The organism is Streptomyces sp. UF-297 (assembly GCF_058245575.1).
Window position 1 is genome coordinate 1 of sequence record NZ_JBSIBZ010000101.1, and the last position, 24,224, is coordinate 24,224.

20 protein-coding genes are annotated in these 24,224 nt (G+C 72.9%); 10 read left to right on the plus strand and 10 right to left on the minus strand.

Annotated features, from left to right (window positions below):
• Positions 1–566: 566 nt before the first annotated feature.
• On the minus strand, positions 567–1,496 hold the full coding sequence (locus AC4IJH_RS37295; protein ID WP_490856432.1) for a sugar phosphate isomerase/epimerase family protein: 930 nt from the start codon (positions 1,494–1,496) through the stop codon (positions 567–569).
• A gap of 114 nt (positions 1,497–1,610) precedes the next feature.
• On the opposite strand from AC4IJH_RS37295, the gene AC4IJH_RS37300 reads away from it, so the two are divergent.
• From AC4IJH_RS37300 to AC4IJH_RS37320, 5 genes are all read left to right on the plus strand, one after another.
• Positions 1,611–3,188 (plus strand): alpha/beta hydrolase, encoded by a 1,578-nt coding sequence (locus AC4IJH_RS37300; RefSeq protein ID WP_490856433.1) that lies wholly within the window; start codon positions 1,611–1,613, stop codon positions 3,186–3,188.
• Positions 3,189–3,314: 126 nt separating this feature from the next.
• A complete protein-coding gene (locus tag AC4IJH_RS37305; protein ID WP_490856434.1) occupies positions 3,315–3,590 on the plus strand; it encodes a YciI-like protein in 276 nt (91 codons plus the stop codon).
• A gap of 234 nt (positions 3,591–3,824) precedes the next feature.
• Positions 3,825–4,988, plus strand: a complete 1,164-nt coding sequence (locus AC4IJH_RS37310; protein WP_490856435.1) for a Gfo/Idh/MocA family protein — start codon at positions 3,825–3,827, stop codon at positions 4,986–4,988.
• Positions 4,985–6,193: a DUF993 family protein gene (locus AC4IJH_RS37315; protein WP_490856436.1), complete on the plus strand. Its 1,209-nt coding sequence runs from the start codon at positions 4,985–4,987 to the stop codon at positions 6,191–6,193. The genes AC4IJH_RS37310 and AC4IJH_RS37315 overlap by 4 nt, the downstream gene beginning before the upstream one ends.
• A complete protein-coding gene (locus AC4IJH_RS37320; protein ID WP_490856437.1) occupies positions 6,190–7,143 on the plus strand; it encodes a sugar phosphate isomerase/epimerase family protein in 954 nt (317 codons plus the stop codon). The genes AC4IJH_RS37315 and AC4IJH_RS37320 overlap by 4 nt, the downstream gene beginning before the upstream one ends.
• On the opposite strand, the gene AC4IJH_RS37325 is transcribed toward AC4IJH_RS37320, so the two are convergent.
• Positions 7,079–7,474, minus strand: a complete 396-nt coding sequence (locus AC4IJH_RS37325) for a DUF937 domain-containing protein (protein WP_490856438.1) — start codon at positions 7,472–7,474, stop codon at positions 7,079–7,081. The genes AC4IJH_RS37320 and AC4IJH_RS37325 overlap by 65 nt on opposite strands.
• A 347-nt stretch (positions 7,475–7,821) precedes the next feature.
• Between AC4IJH_RS37325 and recD2 the strand changes: the two genes are divergently transcribed.
• From recD2 to AC4IJH_RS37340, 3 genes are all read left to right on the plus strand, one after another.
• Positions 7,822–10,032: an SF1B family DNA helicase RecD2 gene (gene recD2 / locus AC4IJH_RS37330; RefSeq protein ID WP_490856439.1), complete on the plus strand. Its 2,211-nt coding sequence runs from the start codon at positions 7,822–7,824 to the stop codon at positions 10,030–10,032.
• Positions 10,033–10,207: 175 nt separating this feature from the next.
• Positions 10,208–11,497, plus strand: a complete 1,290-nt coding sequence (locus AC4IJH_RS37335; RefSeq protein ID WP_490856440.1) for a citrate synthase — start codon at positions 10,208–10,210, stop codon at positions 11,495–11,497.
• Between the two features lie 120 nt (positions 11,498–11,617).
• On the plus strand, positions 11,618–12,829 hold the full coding sequence (locus AC4IJH_RS37340; RefSeq protein WP_490856441.1) for an FAD-dependent monooxygenase: 1,212 nt from the start codon (positions 11,618–11,620) through the stop codon (positions 12,827–12,829).
• A 476-nt stretch (positions 12,830–13,305) separates the two neighbouring features.
• Here AC4IJH_RS37340 and AC4IJH_RS37345 read toward each other — a convergent pair whose 3' ends face one another.
• Both AC4IJH_RS37345 and AC4IJH_RS37350 read right to left on the minus strand, forming a co-directional pair.
• Positions 13,306–15,546, minus strand: coding sequence for a heavy metal translocating P-type ATPase (locus AC4IJH_RS37345; protein ID WP_490856442.1), 2,241 nt, complete (start codon positions 15,544–15,546; stop codon positions 13,306–13,308).
• Positions 15,547–15,551: 5 nt separating this feature from the next.
• Positions 15,552–15,851 (minus strand): heavy-metal-associated domain-containing protein, encoded by a 300-nt coding sequence (locus AC4IJH_RS37350; protein WP_490856443.1) that lies wholly within the window; start codon positions 15,849–15,851, stop codon positions 15,552–15,554.
• 231 nt (positions 15,852–16,082) lie between these two features.
• Between AC4IJH_RS37350 and AC4IJH_RS37355 the strand changes: the two genes are divergently transcribed.
• Entirely contained in the window at positions 16,083–16,703 is a 621-nt protein-coding gene (locus AC4IJH_RS37355; protein WP_490856444.1) for a DedA family protein, read from the plus strand.
• A gap of 50 nt (positions 16,704–16,753) precedes the next feature.
• On the plus strand, positions 16,754–17,965 hold the full coding sequence (locus tag AC4IJH_RS37360) for a cation:proton antiporter (RefSeq protein ID WP_490856445.1): 1,212 nt from the start codon (positions 16,754–16,756) through the stop codon (positions 17,963–17,965).
• A gap of 10 nt (positions 17,966–17,975) precedes the next feature.
• Here AC4IJH_RS37360 and AC4IJH_RS37365 read toward each other — a convergent pair whose 3' ends face one another.
• From AC4IJH_RS37365 to AC4IJH_RS37390, 6 genes are all read right to left on the minus strand, one after another.
• A complete protein-coding gene (locus tag AC4IJH_RS37365) occupies positions 17,976–18,884 on the minus strand; it encodes a 2-dehydropantoate 2-reductase (RefSeq protein WP_490856446.1) in 909 nt (302 codons plus the stop codon).
• Between the two features lie 167 nt (positions 18,885–19,051).
• Positions 19,052–19,252, minus strand: a complete 201-nt coding sequence (locus AC4IJH_RS37370; RefSeq protein WP_490856447.1) for a helix-turn-helix transcriptional regulator — start codon at positions 19,250–19,252, stop codon at positions 19,052–19,054.
• A gap of 308 nt (positions 19,253–19,560) precedes the next feature.
• Positions 19,561–20,580, minus strand: a complete 1,020-nt coding sequence (locus AC4IJH_RS37375) for a Gfo/Idh/MocA family protein (RefSeq protein ID WP_490856448.1) — start codon at positions 20,578–20,580, stop codon at positions 19,561–19,563.
• Between the two features lie 116 nt (positions 20,581–20,696).
• Entirely contained in the window at positions 20,697–22,106 is a 1,410-nt protein-coding gene (locus tag AC4IJH_RS37380) for a sugar porter family MFS transporter (RefSeq protein WP_490856449.1), read from the minus strand.
• A gap of 132 nt (positions 22,107–22,238) precedes the next feature.
• Positions 22,239–23,258: a Gfo/Idh/MocA family protein gene (locus AC4IJH_RS37385; protein WP_490856450.1), complete on the minus strand. Its 1,020-nt coding sequence runs from the start codon at positions 23,256–23,258 to the stop codon at positions 22,239–22,241.
• 34 nt (positions 23,259–23,292) lie between these two features.
• Positions 23,293–24,213 carry a sugar phosphate isomerase/epimerase family protein gene (locus AC4IJH_RS37390; protein WP_490856451.1) on the minus strand — a complete coding sequence of 307 codons (921 nt, stop codon included), beginning with the start codon at positions 24,211–24,213 and terminating at the stop codon, positions 23,293–23,295.
• Between the last annotated feature and the right edge of the window lie 11 nt (positions 24,214–24,224).

A 24,224-nucleotide genomic window follows, 5' to 3' on the forward strand; every position in this document is an offset into this window, starting at 1 on the left:
CCCCCCCCCCCCCCCCCCCCCCCCCCCCCCCCCCCCCCCCCCCCCCCCCCCCCCCCCCCCCCCCCCCCCCCCCCGGCGCTCAGGACGGTACGTCTGGAGTGCATGGGCGCTCCTTCCGAGGGCTTCTGAGCAGACACCGTCGTGCGTGCCGGTGGTGTTGGTCAATGCCCGTGTACGGAGCGGAAGTTGATCCGCCACCGGCGCGTTTGGAGGGGGGTGCACCGGTGGCGGTGTGCGGCCGGCCGCAGGCGGCGGAGAGGGTGGTCAGCGACGCAGCCAGCAGCGAGGCCGACACCGCTCTGCGGAGACTCACCGGCAGCACGCTTCTTGGACGGCCGGCGGGCGCAGAGGGTTCCCAGGATGGCCGTGATTGCGGGGAAATGGTGCGGAGTTGGGTGGCTGGGGTCGGAGTGTGGAGGTGGTGTGTGCGGGAGAGTCAGGGGGTGGGGGCGGCGGGCGGCGTCGTCGGCCGATGGCGGTGGTCGGCGTCCGTGGTCGGCGTTCGTGGTTGGCGCCGGTGGTCGGCGTTTGTGGTTGGCGTCGGCGGTCGGCGTCAGTGGTCGGTGTCAGCGGTCGGCGGAGAGCAGGTGCAGCAGGTGCGCGCGGCCCGGTGCCAGCAGGGCGGGCAGCTCGGGCGCCTGCGGGAACCAGCGCTTCTCGTACTCCCAGCACAGCCAGCCGTCGCGCGTGCCGGCGCGGGCGTGGTCCCCGTACTTGAGCCCGGGGTCCTCCCGGTGGCTGTGCCCGGGTTCCCCCTGGCGGCTGCGCCCGGGTTCCTCCTGGCGGCTGCGCCCGGGTTCCTCCTGGTAGTCCTCGCGGCCGAGCGCGGCCAGGCACGCGGCCAGCGGCAGTGCTCCGGCGCCCAGTGGCAGGGGAGCGGTGTCGTCGGCCGAGGCGACGTCCTTGACCTGGACGTAGCCCAGGTGCGGGGCGAGCGCGGCGTGCGTCGCCGCGGGCTCCTCGCCGCCGAGCCAGGTGTGCAGCACGTCCCACACCGCGCCGACGCTGCCGTGCCCGACGGGCCCCAGCACGCGGGCGGCGTCCGCGCCCGTGCGGTGCGAGTCATGGGTTTCCAGCAGGACGCGTACGCCCCGCCCGGCGGCGAGCGGCGCCACGGCGGCCAGGCGGCGGGCGGCGTCCGCGTCCGCTGCCGCGGCGGGCCGGTCGCCGCCCCCGGGGAAGACCCGGACATAGGGGGCGCCCAGTTCGGCGGCCAGCTCCACCAGCCCGCCCAGGTCGTCCGCGAGCTCCTTCTCGCCCGCCGCGTCCCGCTCCTCGGCGACGCGGACGTACCCGGCGACGGCCAGCACCTCGACCCCGGCCGCCGCGAACTCGGCGCGGACCGCGGCCCGTTCACCGGGTCCGATGCCTGTGTGGACCGGCTCCTCGGGGTGGGCGCGCAGCTCCACGCCGTCATAGCCGGTACGGGCCGCCAGCCGCGCCACCTCGCCGAGGGGCAGACCGGGGACGCCGAGTGTGGAGAAGGCGAATTTCATGGGACCGCTCCTGCGGATCGGGGGTTGGCCCTACCCGCAGCCTAGGGATATCCCCCGGCGAAGACCAGGGGTGCCCCGATGGTGCCCGGCGGCCTCGCCCGGCACGCTGAAGGCATGCGAAACATCAAGCGCACGGGGGCACTTGGCGCGGCGGCGGCGCTCGTACTGACACTGGTGACACCACTGGCGTCGGCGAGCGCGGCCTCCCCGCTCACGTGGGCGCCGTGCAAGGGGGAAGCGCGCAGCGCCGGGGCGGGCACCGGACCGGGGGCGGGCGCCGAGCGGCAGTGCGGCACCGTCTCCGTCCCGCTGGACTACCGCAGGCCCGACGGCCGCCGGACAGAGCTCGCCGTATCGCGCATCCCCGCCGAGAAGCCGTCCGCGCGCCGCGGCACCCTGGTCCTGATCCCGGAGGGCCCCGGCGGCGCGGGCCTTGCGACCCCTTCGGTCACACAACTCCCGCGCCAGGTACGCGAGATGTACGACATCGTCGGCTTCGACCCGCGCGGCCTCGGCGCCTCCGCGCCGGTCGACTGCCGCCTGGCGCCCGGCGATCTGACCCTCATGGCGCTGCGCCCCTGGCCCGCCGCCGACGGCGGCATCGCGGACAACATCACCACCGGCCGCCGGCTGGCGCGGCAGTGCGCCGAACACGGCGGGCCGGTGCTGCGCAGTGCGAGCACCCTCAACGAGGCCCGCGACATCGACCGCATCCGGCAGGCCCTGGGCGAGCGCAGGATCTCCGCGCTGGGCTGGTCCTACGGCAGCTATGTCGGTGCCGTGTACGCCCAGTTGTTCCCCGGGCGCACCGACCGCTGGGTGCTGGACACCAACAACGACCCGGACCCGCTGCGGGCCGAGCGCGGCTGGATGGCGAGCTTCGCCACCGGCGCCGAGGACCGCTTCCCGGACTTCGCCCGCTGGGCGTCCGGCCCCGCCTCCGGGCGTCCGCTCGCTCCCGGACCGGCCGCCGTCCGCGCGCAGTTCCTGCGGCTGGCCGAGCGGCTGGACCGCACACCCCTGCCCTGGCCGGGTGCCGCCCACGCGGTGCTGAACGGCAACGCGCTGCGGCAGATGATGCTCAACTCCCTGATCCCCAGCGGCCCTGGACCGGCCTCGGAGAGCGCCTTCCGCGGCCTGGCCGAACTGATGCGCGCGGCCCAGGACACCCTCGACGGCAGACCCGCCGAACTCCCGCCGCCACCCGGCCCGATGCGGCTGCCCACGAGCCCGCAGGAGGTGGCCGGGGCGCAGGCGCCGACCGCGGTGGCCCTGGCGACCCTGTGCAACGACACCGCCTGGCCGCGCGATCTGCCCTCCTACGAGCGGGAGGTGGCCGCCGAGCGCATCCGGCACCCCCTCACCGCCGGCATGCCGGTGAACGTCACACCGTGCACCTTCTGGCCGACCGGACCCGCCGAGCCGCTGCCCCGGATCACCGACGACGGACCGTCCAACGTCCTGCTCATACAGAACCTCCGCGACCCCGCCTCACCCCACAGCGGCGCCCTCAAGGCCCGCCGGGCCTTCGGCGACCGGGCCCGCATGGTGACGGTGGACGCCGGCGGCCACATCGCCTACCACGGCACCGCCGACTCCTGCGGGGACACCGTGGTGAACAGGTTCCTGATCACCGGGCAGCGGCCCGCCCGGGACACCGTGTGCCCGGCGGGCGCGCAGCAGGCGGGGTGAGCCAGGCGCGGAGGTGAGCCACACGCAGAGGCCAGCCAGGCGCAGAGGTGAGCCGCTTGCGAGGGTGGGCCACTTGCGGGGGTGGGTCACACTCGAAGCCCCGACAGTTCTCGGAAGGAGACCTCCTTGGCGTACTACGTGCTGGAGTACACGCTGGTGGACGGGTACATCGAGCGGCGGCAGCCGTACCGCCAGGAGCATCTGGCCCTGGCGGACGCGGCCCGCGAGCGGGGCGAACTGCTGCTCGCGGGCGCGCTGTCCGAGCCGGCCGACCGGGCCCTGCTGGTGTGGCGGACCGAGGACCGCTCCGTGGTCGAGCGGTTCGCCGCCCAGGACCCGTATGTGCGCCACGGCCTGGTCGAGCGGTGGACCGTCCGGCCGTGGACGGTGGTGATCGGCTGACCGCCGCCCGGACGCGGACCGTGGTGGTCGGCTGGCTGTCGCACGGGCGCGGACCGTGGTGGTCGGCTGACCGGCGTGCGGACCGTGCGGGCCGTCGGCCCTCTTGGCGCGGTCCGTGCCGCGGGCTAGCTTCGCCCGCGGCGCGTACCGCGGCACCCGCCGCGGTGTGACGCGCACACCGGCGCGTGCCGCGCGGGCGGTACGCGCGGTGCCGGGCGAGTGGGAGGGGCGGCAGTGACGCGCAGAACCGTACGCATCGCCATGAACGGGGTGACCGGGCGCATGGGCCACCACCAGCACCTGGTCCGCTCCCTGCTCGCGCTGCGCGAGCAGGGCGGGCTCGACCTGGGCGACGGCACGGCGATCTGGCCCGAGCCCGTGCTGGTGGGCCGCAGCGAACAGCGGCTCGCGGCGCTCGCCGGGCGGTACGGCCTGGAGCACTGGATCACCGACCTGGACACCGCGCTCGGCGACGACCGCGTGGAGATCTACTTCGACGCCCAGGTCACCGCCGCCCGCGCGGCGGCGGTGAAGAAGGCGATCGCGGCGGGCAAGCACATCTATGTGGAGAAGCCGACGGCGGACGGCCTCGACCGGGCGCTGGAGCTGGCCCGGCTGGCGCGCGCCGCGGGCGTCAGGCACGGCGTCGTCCAGGACAAGCTCTTCCTGCCGGGCCTGCGCAAGCTGCGCCGCCTGGTGGACGGCGGCTTCTTCGGCCGGATCCTGTCCGTGCGCGGGGAGTTCGGCTACTGGGTCTTCGAGGGCGACGCTCAGGGCGACGGACAGCGGGCCCAGCGGCCCTCGTGGAACTACCGCGCCGAGGACGGCGGCGGCATCGCGACCGACATGTTCCCGCACTGGGAGTACGTGCTCCACGAGCTGTTCGGCGCGCCGCGCACCGTACAGGCGCAGCTGGCCACCCACATCCCGCGCCGCTGGGACGAGTCCGGCGAGGAGTACGAGGCCACCGCGGACGACGCCGCGTACGGCATCTTCGAGCTGGCGGGCGGCACGATCGCACAGATCAACTCCTCCTGGGCGGTGCGGCTGCACCGCGAGGAGCTGCTGGAGTTCCAGGTGGACGGCACCCACGGCTCGGCCGTCGCGGGCCTGCGCCACTGCCGCGTCCAGCACCGCTCGGTGACCCCCAGACCGGTGTGGAACCCCGACGCCCCGGCGGGCGATCGCTTTCGCGAGCAGTGGCAGGAGGTGCCCGACAACGAGGAGTTCCCGGGCGCCTTCAGGGCGCAGTGGGAGCTGTTCCTGCGGCACGTCGTCCGTGACGAGCCCTGGCGCTGGGACCTGTTCGCGGGCGCGCGCGGCGTCCAACTGGCCGAACTGGGCAGGCGGTCGGCGGCCGAGGGCCGACGCCTGGACGTACCGGAGCTGCCCCGGTGAGCCGTACCGGAGCGGCCCCGGCGGGCCCGTGCTCGCGCACCGTCTACGCCGCCGCACACGTCGTCGCCGCCCCGCAGGCCGGCACCGGCCCCCAGGGCCCGGCCGCCCTCGACTGGGACGCCACCCTCGCCTTCCGCCGCCACCTGTGGTCCCACGGCCTCGGCGTGGCCGAGGCGATGGACACCGCACAGCGCGGCGCCGGCCTGGACTGGGACACGGCCGCCGAACTGATCCGCCGCACCGCCGCCGAGGCACGCGCCTGCGGCGGGATGCTGCTCTGCGGCGCCGGCACCGACCAGCTCACCGGGACCGCCCCCTTCGCCGGGACCGGCCACCTCACCGGGACCGGCCCCTTCACCGGGACCGGCCACCTCACCGGAGCCGACCGGCCCACCGGGCCCGGTCAACTGCCGCAGCGCAGAGCCGCGTTGGCGCACGTGCGGGCCGCGTACGAGGAGCAGCTCGCGCTCGTCGAAGCGGCGGGTGCCAGAGCCGTCCTGATGGCCTCCCGCCAACTGGCCGCCGTGGCCCAGGGCCCGGACGCCTACGCCGAGCTGTACGGCCACCTCCTGCGCCAGGCGGCCGAGCCGGTCGTCCTGCACTGGCTCGGCCCGATGTTCGATCCCGCGCTGGCGGGCTACTGGGGCAGCGCCGACCTGGACGCCGCCGCCGACACCCTGGTGCGGATCATCGCCGAGCACCCCGGCAAGGTCGACGGCGTCAAGGTCTCCCTCCTGGACGCCGGGCGGGAGATCCGGCTGCGCCGCCGCCTGCCCGCGGAGGTGCGCTGCTACACGGGCGACGACCTGCACTACCCCGAGCTGATCGCGGGCGACGAAGCGGGCTTCAGCCACGCCCTGCTGGGCGTCCTGGACCCGCTCGCGCCGCTCGCCGCCCGCGCCCTGCGCGCCCTGGACGCGGGGGATTCGCCCGGCTTCCGCGCGCTCCTGGACCCGACCGTGCCGCTCGCCCGCCACCTCTTCGCCCCGCCCACCCGCCACTACAAGACCGGCATCGTGCTGCTGGCGTGGCTGGCCGGGCACCAGCCGCACTTCACCATGGTCGGTTCGGCCCACTCGGCCCGCTCCCTGCCGCATCTGCGCCGGGTCTACGAACTGGCCGACGGGCTCGGCCTGTTCCCCGACCCGGACCTGGCGGCGTCCCGTATGGCGTCGCTCCTGGCGGCCCACGGAGCGACGCCATGAGCGCCCCGCCGGGCGCCCTGTCGCGCTTCAGCCTCAACCAGCAGACCGTACGCCAGTGGTCGCTGCCCGAACTCGCCGCGGGCTGCGCGGCGGCGGGCGTGCGCGGGGTGGGGCTGTGGCGCGGGCCGGTCCAGGAGTACGGCGTAGGCGCCGCCGCCCGGCTGATGCGCGACAGCGGCCTGACGGTGACCTCCCTGTGCCGCGGCGGCTTCCTCACCGCCGCCGACCCCGGCGGGCGCGCGGCCGCGCTCGCCGACAACCGGGCCGCCGTACGGGAAGCGGCGGCGCTCGGCACCGCCACCCTCGTGCTGGTCTGCGGCGGTCTGCCGCCCGGCAGCCGCGATCTGCCCGGCGCCCGCGAGCGGGTCGCGAGCGCCCTGGCCGAGCTGTCCCCGTACGCCGCCGAGCGGGGCGTACGCCTGGCCGTCGAACCGCTCCACCCCATGTACGCGGCGGACCGCTGTGTCCTCTCCACCCTCGGCCAGGCCCTGGACCTGGCCGAACGCTTCCCGCCCGAGCAGGTGGGCGTGGTCGTGGACACCTACCACCTGTGGTGGGACGACACCTTGGCCACGCAGCTCGCCCGGGCCGGCGAGCGCATCGCGGCCTTCCAGCTCGCCGACTGGGTCACCCCGCTGCCCGCCGGAGCGCTTCTTGGGCGCGGCCAACTCGGCGACGGCTGCGTCGACTTCGGCTGGTTCCGCGACCGGGTGGCGGCCGCGGGCTACCACGGCCCCATCGAGGTGGAGATCTTCAACGAGGCGCTGTGGGCGCGCGAGGGCGCAGCGGTCCTGGCCGAGACCCTGGACCGCTTCGCCGCCCACGTACTGCCGGGGAGCCGTACCGCCGCGGCCCCTGACCCGCGGCCCCCTGACCCGCCGCCCGCTACCCCGCCTTCCTCTTGGCGATCACCTTCATCACCACGGGAAGCACCATCTCCACCCCCTTGAGCACCGCTTCCCTGGGCAGCCCCGTCCGCTTGGAGACCGCGTCGGCCACCGGCCCGGCGACCTTCCCGGCCATCCCCGCGCCCATGGCCCCGCCCGCCGCCCCGCCGAGCCCGCCGGTGAGGCCGCCGAGCTTGCCCGTCAGCCCGCCCAGCCCGCCGCCCCCGCCCGAGGGCTGGGGCGGTTCGGTCACCTCCGGCGGCAGTTCGGAGACCGTGCTCTGCACCACCTGCTTGGCGCCGTCGGTGTCGGTGCCCATCTCCGTGGCCAGCTCTTGGAGGCGGTCGTCGCCGAGTTCGTTCAGTACGTCGCTGTGCAGCGATTCGGTACTCATACCCATGACGCTCGCGCAGGCCCGCCCCGCCCGGAAGGCGCAACCGCGGCCCGGCTCCGGCGCGTTGAGTCACTTCGGAATTACTCCCCGAAATCGCGCAACCCTTGTCCGCCCCTGAGTGTCGTACTTGGCGTCGGGCATCCAGGGGGTGGATCCGGGGGGATTCCAGGGGCCCGCGCGGAGGGGGGAGCCGAGGGGCCCGGTCGCTGCACCGGGCCCCTCGAAACACCCTCCCGACCCCGCGAAGAAGCGCTCCCGCCAGGCGTTTGCCGCCTCTCCTGCCAGGCCCCCCGACCGTTGTCCACAGGCCCCGACGCGATGTCACAGCCCGGCGGTACCGTCGTCGCATGTTCACACCAGCCGTGGTCGAAGGGGTCCTGGAGCGGATCACCTACGCCAACGAGGACAGCGGCTACACCGTCGCGCGCGTCGACACCGGCCGCGGATCGGGCGATCTGCTCACCGTCGTCGGTTCGCTCCTGGGCGCGCAGCCGGGGGAGTCGCTGCGGATGGAGGGCCGTTGGGGCTCGCACCCGCAATACGGCAAGCAGTTCACGGTCGAGAACTACACCACCGTGCTCCCCGCCACCATCCAGGGCATCCGCCGCTACCTCGGCTCCGGCCTGATCAAGGGCATCGGCCCGCGCATCGCCGACCGCATCACCGAGCACTTCGGCACGGACACCCTGGAGGTGATCGAGAACGAGCCGGAGCGGCTGGTCGAGGTGCCGGGCCTGGGCCCCAAGCGCACCAAGATGATCGGCGCCGCCTGGGAGGAGCAGAAGGCCATCAAGGAGGTCATGGTCTTCCTCCAGGGCGTCGGCGTCTCCACCTCCATCGCGGTGCGCATCTACAAGAAGTACGGCGACGCCTCCATCTCCGTGGTCAAAAACCAGCCCTACCGCCTGGCGGCCGACGTCTGGGGCATCGGCTTCCTGACCGCCGACCGCATCGCGCAGGCGGTCGGCATCCCGCACGACAGCCCCGACCGGGTCAAGGCGGGCCTGCAGTACGCCCTGTCCCAGTCCACCGACCAGGGCCACTGCTTCCTCCCCGAGGAGCAACTGATCGCGGACGCCGTCAAGTTGCTCCAGGTGGACACCGGCCTGGTCATCGACTGCCTGGCCGAGCTGGCAGAGGACCCCGAGGGCGCGGTCCGCGAGAGCGTCCCGGCCTCCGACGGCGGCGATCCCGTGACGGCCGTCTATCTGGTCCCCTTCCACCGCGCCGAGATCTCCCTGGCCGGGCAGCTCACGCGCCTGCTGCGCTCGCCGGAGGACCGGATGCCGGCCTTCCGGGACGTGGCCTGGGACAAGGCCCTGGCCTGGCTCGCGGACCGTACGGGCGCGAAGCTGGCGCCCGAGCAGGAGGCCGCGGTGCGCCTCGCGCTGACCGAGAAGGTCGCGGTGCTCACCGGCGGCCCCGGCTGCGGCAAGTCCTTCACGGTCCGCTCCGTGGTCGAGCTGGCCCGCGCCAAGAAGGCGAAGGTGGTGCTCGCGGCGCCCACCGGCCGGGCCGCCAAGCGGCTGTCCGAGCTGACCGGCGCGGACGCCTCCACCGTTCACCGCCTGCTGGAGCTCAAGCCCGGCGGGGACGCCGCGTACGACAAGGACCGCCCGCTGGACGCCGACCTGGTGGTGGTCGACGAGGCCTCCATGCTCGACCTGCTGCTGGCCAACAAGCTCATCAAGGCCGTGCCGCCCGGCGCCCACCTCCTGCTGGTCGGCGATGTGGACCAACTCCCCTCCGTGGGCGCCGGGGAGGTGCTGCGCGACCTGCTGTCCGAGGGCAGCCCGGTGCCCGCCGTCCGGCTGACCCGGATCTTCCGCCAGGCCCAGCAGTCCGGTGTGGTCACCAACGCCCACCGCATCAACTCCGGTGTGGCGCCCATCACTTCGGGCCTGCCGGACTTCTTTCTCTTCCCCGAGGAGGACACCGAGGAGGCCGGCCGCCTTACGGTGGACGTGGTGGCCCGGCGCATCCCGGCGAAGTTCGGGCTCGACCCTCGCCGGGACGTCCAGGTGCTGGCTCCCATGCACCGCGGTCCGGCCGGCGCGGGCACGCTGAACGGACTGCTCCAGCAGGCGGTCACCCCGGCCAGGCCCGACCTGCCCGAGCGCCGCTTCGGCGGCCGGGTCTTCCGTGTCGGCGACAAAGTGACCCAGATCCGAAACAACTACGAAAAGGGCACCAATGGTGTCTTCAACGGCACCGTCGGCGTCGTCACCGCTCTGGACACGGACGAGCAGCGGCTGACGGTGCGTACGGACGAGGACGAGGAGGTCCCCTACGACTTCGACGAACTTGACGAACTCGCACACGCCTACGCGGTGACCATCCACCGCTCCCAGGGCAGCGAGTATCCGGCTGTGGTGATTCCGGTCACCACCGGCGCCTGGATGATGCTGCAGCGCAATCTGCTCTATACGGCCGTGACCAGGGCAAAACGCCTGGTGGTACTGGTCGGCTCCCGCAAGGCTCTGGGCCAGGCTGTACGCACCGTATCCGCTGGTCGGCGGTGCACCGCCCTGGATCACCGACTTGGCGGTGCGATGTGATGTCAGCCCTTTCCCATTTGGGGCGAAGGGGAGCAGGATGGGCAGCTCAAGCGGCACTCAGTGCCGCCTTGAGGCCCTATGGCCGACCCCGAGTGCACATCCAAGGTCCAAATGGGGGAAGGTATAGGCAGTCAGGGCACCTCGAAGAAGAGGCACAACGTCGGTGAGGGATGACGTGAGCGACAACTCTGTAGTACTGCGTTACGGGGACGGCGAATACAGCTACCCGGTCGTCGACAGCAGCGTCGGCGACAAGGGCTTCGACATCTCGAAGCTGCGCGCCCAGACCGGTCTGGTGACCCTGGATTCCGGTTACGGCAACACCGCCGCGTATAAATCCGCGATCACCTATCTCGACGGTGAGAACGGCATTCTTCGCTACCGCGGCTACCCGATCGAGCAGCTCGCAGAGCGCAGCACGTTCCTGGAGACCGCCTACCTCCTGATCAACGGTGAGCTGCCCACCGTCGACGAGCTCTCGAGCTTCAAGCAGGACATCACCTACCACACCCTGCTGCACGAGGACGTCAAGCGTTTCTTCGACGGCTTCCCGCGCGACGCGCACCCGATGGCGATGCTGTCCTCCGTGGTCAGCGCGCTGTCGACGTTCTACCAGGACAGCCACAACCCGTTCGACGAGCACCAGCGCCACATCTCCACGATCCGCCTGCTGGCCAAGCTCCCGACGATCGCGGCCTACGCGTACAAGAAGTCGGTCGGCCACCCCGTGGTCTACCCGCGTAACGACCTCGGCTACGTCGAGAACTTCCTGCGCATGACCTTCTCGGTGCCCGCCGCCGAGTACGAGCTCGACCCGGTCGTCGTCAGCGCGCTGGACAAGCTGCTGATCCTGCACGCGGACCACGAGCAGAACTGCTCGACCTCCACCGTGCGTCTGGTCGGCTCCTCGCAGGCGAACCTCTTCGCCTCGATCTCGGCCGGCATCAACGCCCTGTGGGGCCCGCTGCACGGCGGCGCCAACCAGTCCGTGCTGGAGATGCTCGAGGGCATCCAGCGCGACGGCGGCGACGTCGACTCCTTCATCCGCAAGGTGAAGAACAAGGAAGACGGCGTGAAGCTCATGGGCTTCGGGCACCGCGTCTACAAGAACTTCGACCCCCGGGCGAAGATCATCAAGGCGGCGGCGCACGACGTCCTCTCCGCGCTCGGCAAGTCCGACGAGCTGCTGGACATCGCCCTGAAGCTGGAGGAGCACGCGCTCTCCGACGACTACTTCGTCTCGCGCAAGCTCTACCCGAACGTCGACTTCTACACCGGTCTGATCTACCGGGCCATGGGCTTCCCGACCGAGATGTTCACCGTGCTCTTCGCGCTCGGCCGGCTCCCCGGCTGGATCGCCCAGTGGCACGAGATGATCAAGGAGCCCGGCTCCCGCATCGGCCGTCCGCGCCAGATCTACACCGGCGTCGTCGAGCGCGACTTCGTCCCGGTCGAGCAGCGCTGACGCCAGCAGGACCAGCACCGCACCACCGGCCTCCGGCCCCTGCCCCCATCGGGGCGGGGGCCGGACGTCGTTGGCGCCACGGGAACCGGACCGCGCAGCACCTGGACGAGGAAGAGTGACATGACCGCACACCAGCTGAACCACCGCCCGGTCAGGGCCGCCGTGATCGGTGCCGGGATCGGTGGGCTGGCCACCGCCGTCGCGCTGCGCCACGTGGGCGTGGAGGTAGAGGTATTCGAGCGGGCCGGCGAGCTGAAGGCCGCCGGTTCGGGGCTGTCCGTGATGAGCAACGCACTGTCCGCGCTGGACACCCTCGGTATCGACCTGGGCCTGGAGAAGCGCGGCCAGACCGTGGCCTCGTACGACATCCGTACGCCCCGCGGCGAGCTGATCCGCGCCCTGCCGATCGCCGAGACCGCCGCCGCCGTCGGCGCGCCGAGCGTGTGCATCAGCCGCCCCGGGCTCCAGGCGGCCCTGCTGGCGGCGGCGGGCGATGTGAGCATCGAACTGGGCGCCCTGGCGAGCGGTTTCGAGCCGCACGGGGACGGGGTGCGCATCCGCTTCCAGGACGGCCGGTACGCGGACGCCGACGTCCTCATAGGCGCCGACGGCTTCCACTCCGTCGTACGCCGGCAACTGGTGGGCCCCGATGAGCCGTACCGGGACAGCGGCTATATCGCCTGGCTGGGCCTGACCCCCTACCGGCACCCGCGCCTGACCCCCGGCTCCGTGCACCACTACTGGGGCAGCGGACGCCGCTTCGGACTGATCGACATCGGCCACGGCAACCTGTACTGGTGGGGCACCCAGGACATGCCGGCGGCCGACTCGGCGCACTGGCGGGGCGGCCGGGCCGGAAAGCAAGCCGTGCTGCGCGCCTTCGAGGGGTGGGCCGAGGAGGTGCGGCTGGCCGTCGAGCTGACGCCCGAGGAGAAGATCCTCGGCGTGCCCACGCGCGACCGGGCCTTCCTGGAGCGCTGGGGCCAGGGTCCGGTGACGCTGCTCGGCGACGCCGCCCACCCCATGCTCACCAGCCTCGGCCAGGGCTCCGGCATGGCCATCGAGGACGCCGTCGTGCTGGCGCACAGCCTCCAGGGCGCCGGTGACCCGGCCGCGGCGCTGCGCCGGTACGAGGACGCGCGGCGGGAGCGCACCCGGCAGGTGACCGCGGCCTCGCGCGAGCTGAGCGACATCGAGCAGGCGACGGGTGAGCGGGCGTGCGCCGAGCGGGACGCCTACTTCCGTACGGTGCCCGAGCGGACGCTGCGGGAGCGGCAGGCGGCGTCGATGACCTTTCCCCTGGAGAGCCTGGCCGTGGCCCGCGGCCGGTAGGGACAGCCGGCAGCCGCCGGAGGTCCGTACCAAGGAACAACGAAAGCGCCCCGCCTCCAGATCCCCCCACGGGTCCGGAGCGCGGGGCGCTTCCTCATTTCCCGGGTCGGATTCCCCCCACGGGATCCGTCCGGGCGCCTGGTGGCCGCGGAAACGCCGCGGCTCGCGCCGCGATCTGCCGGGACGCGCACGTACGGGAGGGCCGCTCAAAGCTCCCCGAGTACGTCGCCCCGGCCACGCGTTAGCCTGGCAGATCCCCCAAGATCGGCCTGGCCGTCGTGGTGTGAGCCCCGCCGGGGTGCTCGCACCGCACGGTTAGACTCACGACCCCCCTGGATGGTTACCTCGAATTCGCTGTGATCTAGGTCTCTTGCCATATGGGGGCGAAAACGGTCAAGGGCCCCGATCTGGAGATCAGGGCCCTTGCGTATGAGTGTTGTGTCAGTTGTGGGAGCTTTGTGAAGAAGCGGGGATAACTAGCTGAACGTCCGGAGTCGGAGGCTGTTGCTGACCACGAAGACCGACGAGAAGGCCATCGCGGCGCCCGCGATCATCGGGTTGAGCATCCCGGCCGCGGCGAGCGGGATCGCCGCGACGTTGTAGCCGAACGCCCAGAAGAGGTTGCCCTTGATCGTGGCCAGCGTCCGGCGGGAGAGCCGGATCGCGTCGGCCGCCACCCGCAGATCGCCGCGGACGAGCGTGAGATCGGCCGCCTCGATGGCCGCGTCCGTGCCCGTGCCCATCGCCAGGCCCAGGTCGGCGGTGGCCAGCGCGGCCGCGTCGTTCACCCCGTCCCCGACCATCGCCACGCTGCGGCCCTCGGCCTGCAGCCGCCTGATCTGCGCGACCTTGTCCTCGGGCAGGACCTCGGCGATCACCTCGTCGATCCCCACCTCGCGGGCCACCGCCCGCGCCACGGCGGCGTTGTCGCCGGTCAGCAGCACCGGCGTCAGGCCCAGCGCCCGCAGCCGGGTGACCGCCTCGGCGCTGCTCTCCTTGACCGCGTCGGCCACCGACAGCACTCCGCGCGCCCGGCCGTCCCAGGCCACCAGCACGGCCGTACGCCCCGCCTGCTGGGCCTGCTCGGCGGCGGCCGACAGGTCGGCGGGCAGTTCGATGCCGTCCTGCCGCAGCAGTTCCGGGCGCCCGACGGCCACGGTGCGCCCCTCGACCGTGCCGCGCACGCCCAGCCCGGCCGCGTTCGCGAAGCCGTCCGGCACGGGCAGCGATCCCACCCGCTCCACGGCGCCCTGCGCGATGGCGCGGGCGAGCGGATGCTCGGAGGCGTGCTCCAGCGAACCGGCCAGCCGCAGCAGTTCCTCCTCGTCCACGCCCGGCGCCGCGAGGGCCTGCGTGAGGCGCATCCGGCCCGTGGTGACCGTGCCGGTCTTGTCCAGGACGACGGTGTCCACCCGCCGGGTCGACTCCAGCACCTCGGGCCCCTTGATCAGGATGCCGAGCTGGGCCCCGCGCCCCGTACCGACCATCAGCGCGGTCGGCGTCGCGAGTCCCAGCGCACAGGGGCAGGCGATGATCAGGACGGCGACCGCCGCGGTGAAGGAGGCGCTGGCATCGCCGGTCAGCGCCAGCCAGACGGCCAGGGTGCCCAGCGCGATCAGCAGGACGACGGGGACGAAGACCGCGGAGATGCGGTCCGCCAGGCGCTGCACCCGGGCCTTGCCCGTCTGCGCGCGCTCCACCAGCTCGGCCATCCGCGCCAGCTGGGTGTCGGCGCCGACGCGGGTGGCCTCGACGACCAGCCGCCCGGAGGTGTTCACGCTCGCGCCGGTCACGGCGTCGCCCGGGGCCACGTCCACCGGCACCGACTCGCCGGTCAGCATCGAGGCGTCCACCGCGGCGGTCCCCTCGACGACGGCCCCGTCCGTGGCGATCTTCTCCCCGGGGCGTACGACGAAGCGCTCCCCGACGCTCAGCCGCTCGACGGGGACGCGCACCTCGCGCCCGCCCCGCAGCACGGCCACGTCCCGCGCGCCCAGCTCCATCAGCGCCCGCAGCGCGGCGCCCGCCCGCCGCTTGGAGCGGGCCTCCAGATAGCGACCCAGCAGGATGAAGGCGGTCACCCCGGCCGCGGCCTCCAGGTAGATCGCGGAGGAGCCGTCCGTACGGGAGACGCCGAAGTCGAAGGCGTGCCGCATGCCGGGCATCCCGGCGTCGCCGAAGAACAGCGCCCACAGCGACCAGCCCAGGGCGGCCAGGGTGCCGAGCGAGACCAGGGTGTCCATCGTGGCGGCGCCGTGGCGCAGATTGGTCCAGGCGGCGCGGTGGAAGGGCGCGGCGCCCCAGACCACCACCGGCGCGGCCAGGGTGAGCGCCAGCCACTGCCAGTTGTCGAACTGGAGGGCCGGGATCATGGAGATGAGCACGACGGGGACGGCGAGGGTCGCCGAGACGCCCACCCGCTGCCGCAGCGCGGCGAGTTCGGCGTCCGAGGCCGGTGCCTGCGCCCCCTCCTCGGGTTCTTCGGGCTCGGGCGGCGGCTCCTGGGCCGTGTAGCCGGTCCGCTCGACGGTGGCGATCAGATCGGCGACGGCCACCCCCTCCCCGAAGGAGACCGTCGCCTTTTCCGTCGCGTAGTTGACGCAGGCGCTGACGCCCTCCATCCGGTTGAGCTTCTTCTCGATGCGCGCAGCGCACGAGGCGCAGGTCATGCCGCCGATGGCGAGCTCGACCCGCGCCTGCGCGGTCGTACCTGACATCTGGCTCAGGCCTGGCCCACGAGCTCGTAACCGGCCTCGTCGACGGCGGCGCGTACGGCCTCCTCGTCCAGCGGGGCGCTGGAGACGACGGTCACCTCTCCGGTGGCGGCGACGGCCTTGACGGAGGCGACGCCGGCGATCTGGGAGATCTCCTCGGAGACCGCGCCTTCGCAGTGGCCGCAGGTCATGCCGGTCACCTTGTAGGTGGTGGTGACCTCGCCGACCTGCACGTCGGTGGCGGAGCCGCCGGTGTGGCAGGAGCCTTCGGGGGTGCAGCAGGAGCCGTTGGTCGATGCGGCGGTCATGGATTCTCCTCGTGGTGCTTGGTGGTGCCTGCGGATACAGGGTCGTACAAGCGGGGTGCGCGAGGGGCCCGGGTCGCCCGTTTCCCCCCTCACGGGATCCACTGTATACCCCTAGGGGGTATCAATCCAGCCCGGTCCTGAGCCGCTCCCGATATCCGCCGTTGCCTCGCGCCCAAACGCGCGTCAGCCTGGGGGATATGAGCTCGGGGGAGGACCGAGGAGGCGGGCGCCATGGACGCGCTCTCCCTGTACGGGCTGCTGGCGCTGACGACCGCGCCGCCGCTGCTGCCGAACTCCGCCCTGCTCGTCACCGCCGGCGTGCTCGCCTCGCAGGGTGAGCTCTCCCTGGCGCTGGTCCTCGCGGTCGTCGCGGGCAGTGCGCTCGCCGGCGATCTGCTGATGCTGCTGACGGCCCGCCGCTTCGGCGGCCCCGCGCGCGCCTGGATGCTGCGCCGCCCGCGCCGCCGCGCCCTGATGCAGTGGACCACCGTGCGCATCCGCCGCCGCGGCCTGCCCTTCCTGGTCGCGGTGCGCTTCCTGCCCAGCGGCCGCATCGCCGGGGCGGTGGTCTCGGGCGTACTGCGCTATCCCGTACGCCGCTTCGCGCTCGCCGCCGCCGTCGCGGAGTCGATCTGGGCGACGTACTCGGTGGGCCTGGGCTACCTCGGCAGTGCCTGGGCGGGCGATCCGCTCAACGCCGCCCTCCTGGGCATCGGTGTCTCGGTGGCCATCGCCGCCCTGGGCGCCCTGGCGGAGTGGGCGGCCCGCCGCCGGGCCTCGCGCCCCCTGCCCCCGGCCCGCGGCGCGGCCCCCTCCGCCGAGGCCGGCCGCCCCGCTTCCCCCGCCCCCTGAACCCGTCCCATCACCGCTGCGCTTTGCCCCCTATGTGGTAAATACCCCCCATGTCGCAGTCCGGGACCCTCATCCTCATCATGGCGATCGCCGTGGCCGCCCCGCTCCTCGCCTACGGCCTCGGCCGCTGGCTGCCCGTCCCCCTGGTCATCTTCGAGATCGTCCTCGGCATCCTCATCGGCCCGGACGTGCTGGGCTGGGCCCACCGCGACCAGGTCATCGACGCGCTGTCCCAACTGGGCCTGGCCACCCTGATCTTCCTGGCCGGGTACGAGATCGAGTTCGACAAGGTCCGCGGCGACACCCTCACCCGCTCCTGCTACGCCTGGCTCATCGCCCTCGCCGCCGCCCTGGCCATCGCCTTCGCGATCTCGGCCGGCAGCGCCACCAAGGCCTTCGTCATCGGCACCGCCCTGACCAGTACGGCCCTGGGTACCGTCCTGCCGGTCCTGCGCGACTCCGGCGACCTGGGCACCCGCTTCGGCTCGGTGATGATGGCCACCGGCGCGGTCGGCGAGTTCGGCCCCATCATCGCCATGGCCCTGCTCCTCAGCGGCCGGGGCGCCGGCGAATCCACCGTCCTGCTCGCCGCGTTCGCCCTGCTCACCGCCGCCGCGGTCTACTGGGCGCTGCGCCCCACGCCGCCCTGGTTCTCCCGCGTCATCGCCAAGACCCTGCACTCCAGCGGCCAGTTCGCCATCCGCTTCTTCGTGCTGCTGCTGGCCGTGATGCTCGGCATCTCCCAGGCCTTCGGGCTGGACGTCCTGCTCGGCGCCTTCGCGGCCGGCATCATCATGCGCCTGGTGCTGACCGGCGCGGCCCCCGAGTCCAGCGACGAGATCCTCGGCAAGATCGAGGCGATGGGCTTCGGCTTCCTCGTCCCGCTCTTCTTCATCGTCACCGGCATCGAATTCGACCTCGCCTCCCTCTTGGACAACGGCCGTCCGCTCCTGCTCCTGCCCGTCTTCCTCGCCCTCTTCCTCCTCGTACGCGGACTGCCCATCGCCCTCCTGGCCCCCCGCGACCTCACCCGCCGCGACCGCGGCGCCCTGATGCTCTACGGCTCCACCGCCCTCCCGCTGGTCGTCGCCATCACCACCATCGGCCTCGACGACAACGTCCTGCGCCCCGGCGAAGCCGCCGCCCTGGTAGGCGCCGGCATGGCCTCCGTCCTCCTCTTCCCCCTCCTCGCCCTGCGCCTGCGCACCCCGGCCCGCCCCGCCCCGACGGGCCCCCGCGAAGGCGCGACGGAGTCGTGGTGAGGGAGCGCGGCTATGAGGTGCGCAGGTCGCGGTCCACGGCGCGCAGGAGGGTGAGGAGCATGGTGTTGAGGGGGGTGGGGAGGCCGTGGCGGGCGGCGGTGCGGACGATGGTGCCGGTGATGTGTTCGTGCTCCAGGGGACGGCCGGCGAGGCGGTCGTAGAGCATGGAGGTGCCGCCGTCGGGCGGGACGGCCGCGTACATGTCCAGGGTGGCCTGGACGTCGGCCTCGCTCAGGTCCGCGCCCTCGGCGCGGGCGACCGCTACCGCCTCGCGCAGGATGTCCTTGGCCAGGCGGGCCATGTCCGGGTCGGCGAAGATGCCCAGGCGCTGTTGCAGGAGGGCGGTGAGGGGGTTGGCCGCGACGTTGGTGAGGAGCTTGCGCCAGGTGACGGTGGTGAAGTCCGGGACGGTACGGACGGTCAGGCGGCCGCCGGCGAGCAGGGCGGCCAGGCGGTCGGCGGCTTCGCCCTTGGGGACGTGGAGTTCGTTGCCCACGTAATGCGCGATACGGCCGGGGGCGGTGCGCTCGGCCGATATGTAGGCGAGGGCGGGGAGCGCCGAGGCGCCGGGCGGCAGGAGCGGGGACACCCGCTCGACGTGGTCGACGCCGTTCTGGACGACGGCGACGGTGGTGTGCGGCCCGCACAGATGGCGCAGCCAGCCCGCGGCGCCCGGGGTGTCCTGGGCCTTGGTGGCCAGGAACACCCAGTCCGCGGGCTGCTGTTGGGCGGGGTCGGTGGCGAAGCGCACCGCCGGAGAAAGGACTTCGCCGCCGGTCTCGACCGTCAGCCGGTCCACAGGAGCGCGCACGCAGAGCGTGACGTCATGGCCGGCGTCGTGGACGAGGGCGGCGATCAGCCCGCCGATCGAGCCGCCGCCGATCACCGCGACCCGGGCTGCGGTAGGTGAGTGCTCCATGCCCGGATCGTAAGGGAGAGGTACGGCGGTGGATACGGTGATGGCTCGCGGTGGGGTGGAGGCGCCCTTCACGGGGCGCGGGGCGGTGTCGATGTGCGGCTCCGCCGCGTGGGCGCGACCAGCCGCAGACGGCCTGCAGCCGGCCGGTCACACTCCCCGCCGACCGCTCAGGTCTCCCGCTTGCCCCGGTGGCCGGGCCGCTGGGCGACCCAGTCGCGGATGGTGTCGGCGAACCAGTAGGGCTTGCCGCCCTCCACCAGATCGGGCGGTGGCAGCAGACCGTGCTTGCGGTAGGAGCGCACGGTGTCGGGCTGCACCCGGATGTGTGCGGCGATCTCCTTGTACGACCAGAGCCTCCGGTCGGTCATGTGACTCGCACCTCCCTGAGCCGCACACGGCGTCGGACCTGGCGGACCGGCGGGGGGACCGCGTGCGGCTGATGATCACTCAGCCTGTGCCCGGTGAACGACGCCGAATGACCGCGGGCTAGGGGCTGTTGACCGGATGTGACGGAAGGCCCGCGTAATGGTGACAGCTGTGACGGGCTGGACGACGTGTCACGAAATGCGTCGCGAGGGTGAGGAGAGGTGTGAGGGGGCGGGGGAGTGGGGAAGGGCGGGCGCCGGGCCCGTACCGCGGCACCGTCGCCTCCCCGGGACCCGCCCCGCCCGCCGTCTCAGCCCAGCTCGGCCACCCGCTCGTCGATCTCCGCGAGCGTCACCGGGCGGTGCTCGCTCAAGGAGAGCGCGCCGGCCTCGGCGACCAGGACGGAGCGCAGGGCCTCCTGGCCGGAACAGGGGTTGTCCCGCTCGCCCCGCGCCGCCTGGACGAAGGCCGCCAACTCGGCGCGGTAGGCCGGCCCGAAGCGCTCCAGGAAGCCGGTCCAGGGGTGGGCCGGGGCGGCGGGGCCGTCCGGTTCGGCGGAGGCGAAGGGGGTACGGGAGTCCAGCCCGACCACCCACTGGTCCCGCTCGCCCGCGATCTCCATGCGGATGTCGTAACCGGCGCCGTTGTAGCGGGTGGCGGTGGCGGTGACCAGGGTGGCGTCGTCGAGGGTGAGCAGGACGGTCGCGGTGTCCACGTCACCGGCCTCGCGGAAGAAGTCCGCGCCGCCGTTGGCCCCGGTGGCGTACACCTCCACCACCTCACGGCCCGTCACGAACCGTACGGCGTCGAAGTCGTGGACGAGGCAGTCGCGGATCAGCCCGCCGGAGAAGGGGAGGAACTCCGGGGGCGGGGGCGCGGCGTCGGAGGTGACGGCGCGGATGGTGTGGATGCGGCCGAGCGCGCCGGTGCGTACGGCTTCGCGGGCCGCGAGGTAGCCGGGGTCGAAGCGGCGCTGGAAGCCCATCTGGAGGAGGGTGCCGGCCTCCTCGACCTCCTGCAGCGCCCGGACCGTGCCGGGCAGATCCATGGCGATGGGCTTTTCGCAGTAGGCGGGGAGGCCGGCGCGGGCGGCGCGGGTGATGAGGGCGGCGTGGGAGGAGGTGGCGGTGGCGATGACGAGGGCGTCGATGTCCGCCGCGAAGACGGTGTCGACGGTGGCGGCGGGGTAGGCGCCGATCCGGGCGGCGAGTTGGGCTGCGCGCCCGGCGTCGGCGTCGCCGATCAGCACCTCCTCGACGCCGTCCGTCTGGGTCAGGGCCTCGGCGTGGAAGGAGCCGAGGCGGCCTGCGCCGAGGAATCCGATGCGCATGGTTTTTACCGTTTCTGGTGCGTGGGGTGGGGGTGGGTGAGGGCGGCTGCCCGCCGGTGGGGGTTCCGGTTGTGCCCACCCGTTCCGCCCTGCGGAACGCCTGCCCACAACCGGGGCTAGTCGGCGGCCTTACGGAGTTCGTGTTCGAGGTCTTCCAGGGCCATTCCCTTGGTTTCGGGGGCGTAGCGCTTGCAGAAGAGGAAGGAGAGGGCGCACATGGCGGCGAAGAGCCAGAAGGTGACGCTGGCGCCCACCGCGTCCAGGAGGACGGGGAAGAGCAGTGCCACGCCGAAGTTGACCAGCCACATCACGAACACGGCGGAGCCCATGGCTAGTCCGCGGACCTTCAGCGGGAACATCTCGGCGAGCAGCAGCCAGACGCCGGTGTTCAGCGTGGCCTGCATGAAGGCCATGTACAGGACCATCAGGCCGAGAACGAGGTAGCTGACCGGCGTGGACTTGGGGAGGTGGAAGGAGGCGCCGAGGGCGAGCAGGGAGACGGCCATGCCGGTGAGGCCGCCCATCAGCATCGGGCGCCGGCCCAGCCTGTCGATGAGCGACATCCCGACCGCGGTGGCGATCACGGAGATGGCGCCGACAGCGATGGTGGCGGTGATGGCCGCGTTGGTGCCCAGGCCGGTGGTCTGGAGGATCTTGGGCGCGAAGTAGATGACCGCGTTGACGCCGGTGATCTGCTGGACGATCGCCAGGCCGATGCCGATGAGCAGGATGCGCCGCACCCACGGGGTGCGCAGCTCCTGCCACGCGCCGCGCTGGGCGTTCTCCTCCAGCGAGCGGGCGTGGTCGATACGGGCCAGCTCCCCGTCCACCTCCTCGGCGGGCAGCGTGCGCCGCAGTACGGCGGCGGCTTCTTGCGTACGGCCCTTGCTGATGTACCAGCGGGGGGTGTCGGGCAGGAAGAACATCCCGATGAACAGCGCGACGGCGGGCAGCGCGGCCAGGCCCAGCATCCAGCGCCAGGCTTCCCACTGGGCGAGCAGCGCGTTGATGAGGTACGCCAGCAGCTGACCGCTGACGATCATCAGGGAGTTGAAGGAGACCAGGCGGCCGCGGATGTGCGGGGGAGCGATCTCGGAGAGGTAGAGCGGGGTGATGACGGAGGCGCTGCCGACCGCGAGGCCGAGGGCGAAGCGCGCGAGGACCATCAGGGGGACGGTGGGGGCCAGGGCCACGGCGACGGCGCCGCCGATGAAGACGGCGCCCGCCCACAGCAGGGACTGCTTGCGGCCCAGCCGGTCCGACATCCGCCCGCCGGCCAGCGAGCCGAAGGCCGCGCCGATGAGCAGGGCGCTGGTGATGACGCCCTCGCCGAGCGAGGTGAGGGAGAAGTGCTTCTCCATGAAGGGCAGGGCGCCGGAGACGACTCCGGTGTCGTAGCCGAACAGGGCGCCGCCGATGGCGGCGATGGCAGCGATGCCGACGATGAAGCGCTGGGCGCCGCGGGCAGAGGCCGCCGCAGAAGCGGTCCTGTCCGTGGGCGCCGCCGGTCTGGTCGGGGCGGCCATGCGTCAGCTCCCGTACCGGGAGGCGCGTGGGGGCCGGGGGGTGTCCCCCGGGGAGTGCAGCATGAGGGGGTGGCCTTTCGGTGTGTAACAAGGAGGGGGTCCTGATGTCACAAGGCGGGGGCCGGGGCGGGCTCAGCCGTACAGGCCGGGCCGCTCGACCAGGTCGACGCCTGCGCGCTCGCCGGTGGCCTGGGCGCGTACGCCCGCCTCGCACACCGCGGCCGCCGCGTAGCCGTCCCAGCAGCTGGGGCCCTCCACCTCGCCGCGCCGGGTGGCGTCCACCCAGCGCTGCACCTGCCGGTCGTAGGCCTCCTCGAAGCGCTCCACGAAACCGGGGGTGATGGACGTGCCGTACTGGCCACCGGAGTTGACGAACACGCCGTGCTCGTCGCCGATGCGGGCGGTGCCGCTCTCGCAGACCGCCTCGCAGCGCACCTGGTAGCCGAAGCCGCAGTTGACGAAGATCTCGGTGTCCACGATCTGGCCGTCGGCGGTCTCGAAGAGGATCAGCTGGGGGTCGCTGAGGCCTTCGGGGGCGTTGCCGGTGGGGGCCGGGCGCAGCGCGCGTACGGCGGTGATCTCGGTGCCCAGGAGCCAGCGGGTGGTGTCGATCTCGTGGACCACCGAGTCGTTGATCATCATCGCGTCGGTGAAGCCGGGCGGGCTGTCGGGGTTGCGGTGCTGGTGGTGCAGCATGAGCGTACGGCCGTAAGTCCCGGCGTCCAGAAGGGACTTGAGCCGGAGGTAGTCGGTGTCGTAGCGGCGCATGAAGCCGACCTGTACGCGCCGGTGGCCCAGCTCCTGCTCCGCGCGCAGCACCCGCAGCGCCGAGCCGGCGTCGGGGGTGAGCGGCTTCTCGCACAGGACGGGCAGGTCGCGTGCGAAGGCGGCCAGCAGCGTGGCCTCGTGGGCAGGCCCGGGGGAGGCGATCAGGACCGCGTCCACGGCGGGGTCGGCCAGCGCGGCGGCCGGGTCGGTGTAGGGCGTGCACCCCTCGATGCCCCCGGCGACGGCCTTGACGCGGTCCGCGTCCACGTCGACGACCGCGGCCACCCGCGCGCCGCTGATGACGCCGTTGATGCGGCGTACGTGGTCGGCGCCCATGCGCCCGGTGCCGATGACGGCGACACCCAGGGTCTGCTGCAGGCTCATCTCGTCTTGTCTCCTTGCTCCGCGGGGGAGTCGGTCAGGCGCCGCAGGAGCGCAGGAAGCGGCGGGTGCGCTGGGCGATGGGGAAGGGCTGGTCGGGCGGGCAGGGGTACATGTCCTGCTCGACGATGGCGAACAGGTCCACGTCCAGGGCCTGGGCGGCCTCCAGTACGGGCGGCAGCGCGGGCACGCCCAGCGGCGGTTCGCACATCACGCCCTGCTGGACGGCGGGCCCGAAGGGGGTGCCGTTCTTGGTGACGCCGGAGAGGATCTCCGGGTCCACCTGCTTGAGGTGCAGATAGCCGATCCGCTCGCCGTAGGTCTTGATGAGCTTGACGCTGTCGCCGCCGCAGTAGGCGTAATGGCCGGTGTCCAGGCAGAGGTTGACCAGGCCGGAGTCGGTGCCGTCCAGGAAGCGCTCGACGTGCTCCTCGGTGTCGATGTGGGTGTCGGCGTGCGGGTGGACCACGATGTCCAGGCCGAACTCCTCGCGCACCCGGCGGCCCAGCTTCTCCATGCCGCTCGTCAGGTGCTTCCACTGCTCACCGGTCAGCTCGCTGGGCTCCAGCAGCTCGGCGGTCTTGTCGTCCCGCCAGAAGGAGGGGATGACGACCAGGTGCCGCGCGTCCATCGCCCGCGCGAGGGCGGCGACTTCACCGACGTGTGCCCAGGTGGCGTCCCAGACGTCCGGGCCGTGGTGCAGCGAGGTGAAGACGGTGCCGGCCGAGACCTTCAGGCCGCGCCGGCCGGTCTCCTCGCGCAGGACGGCGGGGTCGGTGGGGAGGTAGCCGTACGGGCCCAGCTCGATCCACTCGTACTCGGCCTCGGCCACCTCGTCGAGGAAGCGCCGCCAGGGCACCTGCTGCTCGTCGTCGGGGAACCACACCCCCCAGGAGTCGGGGGCCGAACCGATGCGAAGGCGGTCCAGAGCGGGCGTGAACGCGCGGGGCGTGGACATGCTGCGGCTCT

Excerpts from the sequence above, each read along its gene's own strand:
- AC4IJH_RS37300 (WP_490856433.1), top strand. The coding sequence starts at position 1,611 with ATGCGAAACATCAAGCGCACGGGGGCACTTGGCGCGGCGGCGGCGCTC.
- AC4IJH_RS37360 (WP_490856445.1), top strand. The coding sequence starts at position 16,754 with ATGTCGCAGTCCGGGACCCTCATCCTCATCATGGCGATCGCCGTGGCC.
- AC4IJH_RS37390 (WP_490856451.1), bottom strand. The coding sequence starts at position 24,213 with ATGTCCACGCCCCGCGCGTTCACGCCCGCTCTGGACCGCCTTCGCATC.
- recD2 (WP_490856439.1), top strand. The coding sequence starts at position 7,822 with ATGTTCACACCAGCCGTGGTCGAAGGGGTCCTGGAGCGGATCACCTAC.
- AC4IJH_RS37365 (WP_490856446.1), bottom strand. The coding sequence starts at position 18,884 with ATGGAGCACTCACCTACCGCAGCCCGGGTCGCGGTGATCGGCGGCGGC.
- AC4IJH_RS37375 (WP_490856448.1), bottom strand. The coding sequence starts at position 20,580 with ATGCGCATCGGATTCCTCGGCGCAGGCCGCCTCGGCTCCTTCCACGCC.
- AC4IJH_RS37380 (WP_490856449.1), bottom strand. The coding sequence starts at position 22,106 with ATGGCCGCCCCGACCAGACCGGCGGCGCCCACGGACAGGACCGCTTCT.
- AC4IJH_RS37340 (WP_490856441.1), top strand. The coding sequence starts at position 11,618 with ATGACCGCACACCAGCTGAACCACCGCCCGGTCAGGGCCGCCGTGATC.
- AC4IJH_RS37350 (WP_490856443.1), bottom strand. The coding sequence starts at position 15,851 with ATGACCGCCGCATCGACCAACGGCTCCTGCTGCACCCCCGAAGGCTCC.
- AC4IJH_RS37320 (WP_490856437.1), top strand. The coding sequence starts at position 6,190 with ATGAGCGCCCCGCCGGGCGCCCTGTCGCGCTTCAGCCTCAACCAGCAG.
- AC4IJH_RS37355 (WP_490856444.1), top strand. The coding sequence starts at position 16,083 with ATGGACGCGCTCTCCCTGTACGGGCTGCTGGCGCTGACGACCGCGCCG.
- AC4IJH_RS37345 (WP_490856442.1), bottom strand. The coding sequence starts at position 15,546 with ATGTCAGGTACGACCGCGCAGGCGCGGGTCGAGCTCGCCATCGGCGGC.
- AC4IJH_RS37370 (WP_490856447.1), bottom strand. The coding sequence starts at position 19,252 with ATGACCGACCGGAGGCTCTGGTCGTACAAGGAGATCGCCGCACACATC.
- AC4IJH_RS37385 (WP_490856450.1), bottom strand. The coding sequence starts at position 23,258 with ATGAGCCTGCAGCAGACCCTGGGTGTCGCCGTCATCGGCACCGGGCGC.
- AC4IJH_RS37295 (WP_490856432.1), bottom strand. The coding sequence starts at position 1,496 with ATGAAATTCGCCTTCTCCACACTCGGCGTCCCCGGTCTGCCCCTCGGC.
- AC4IJH_RS37325 (WP_490856438.1), bottom strand. The coding sequence starts at position 7,474 with ATGAGTACCGAATCGCTGCACAGCGACGTACTGAACGAACTCGGCGAC.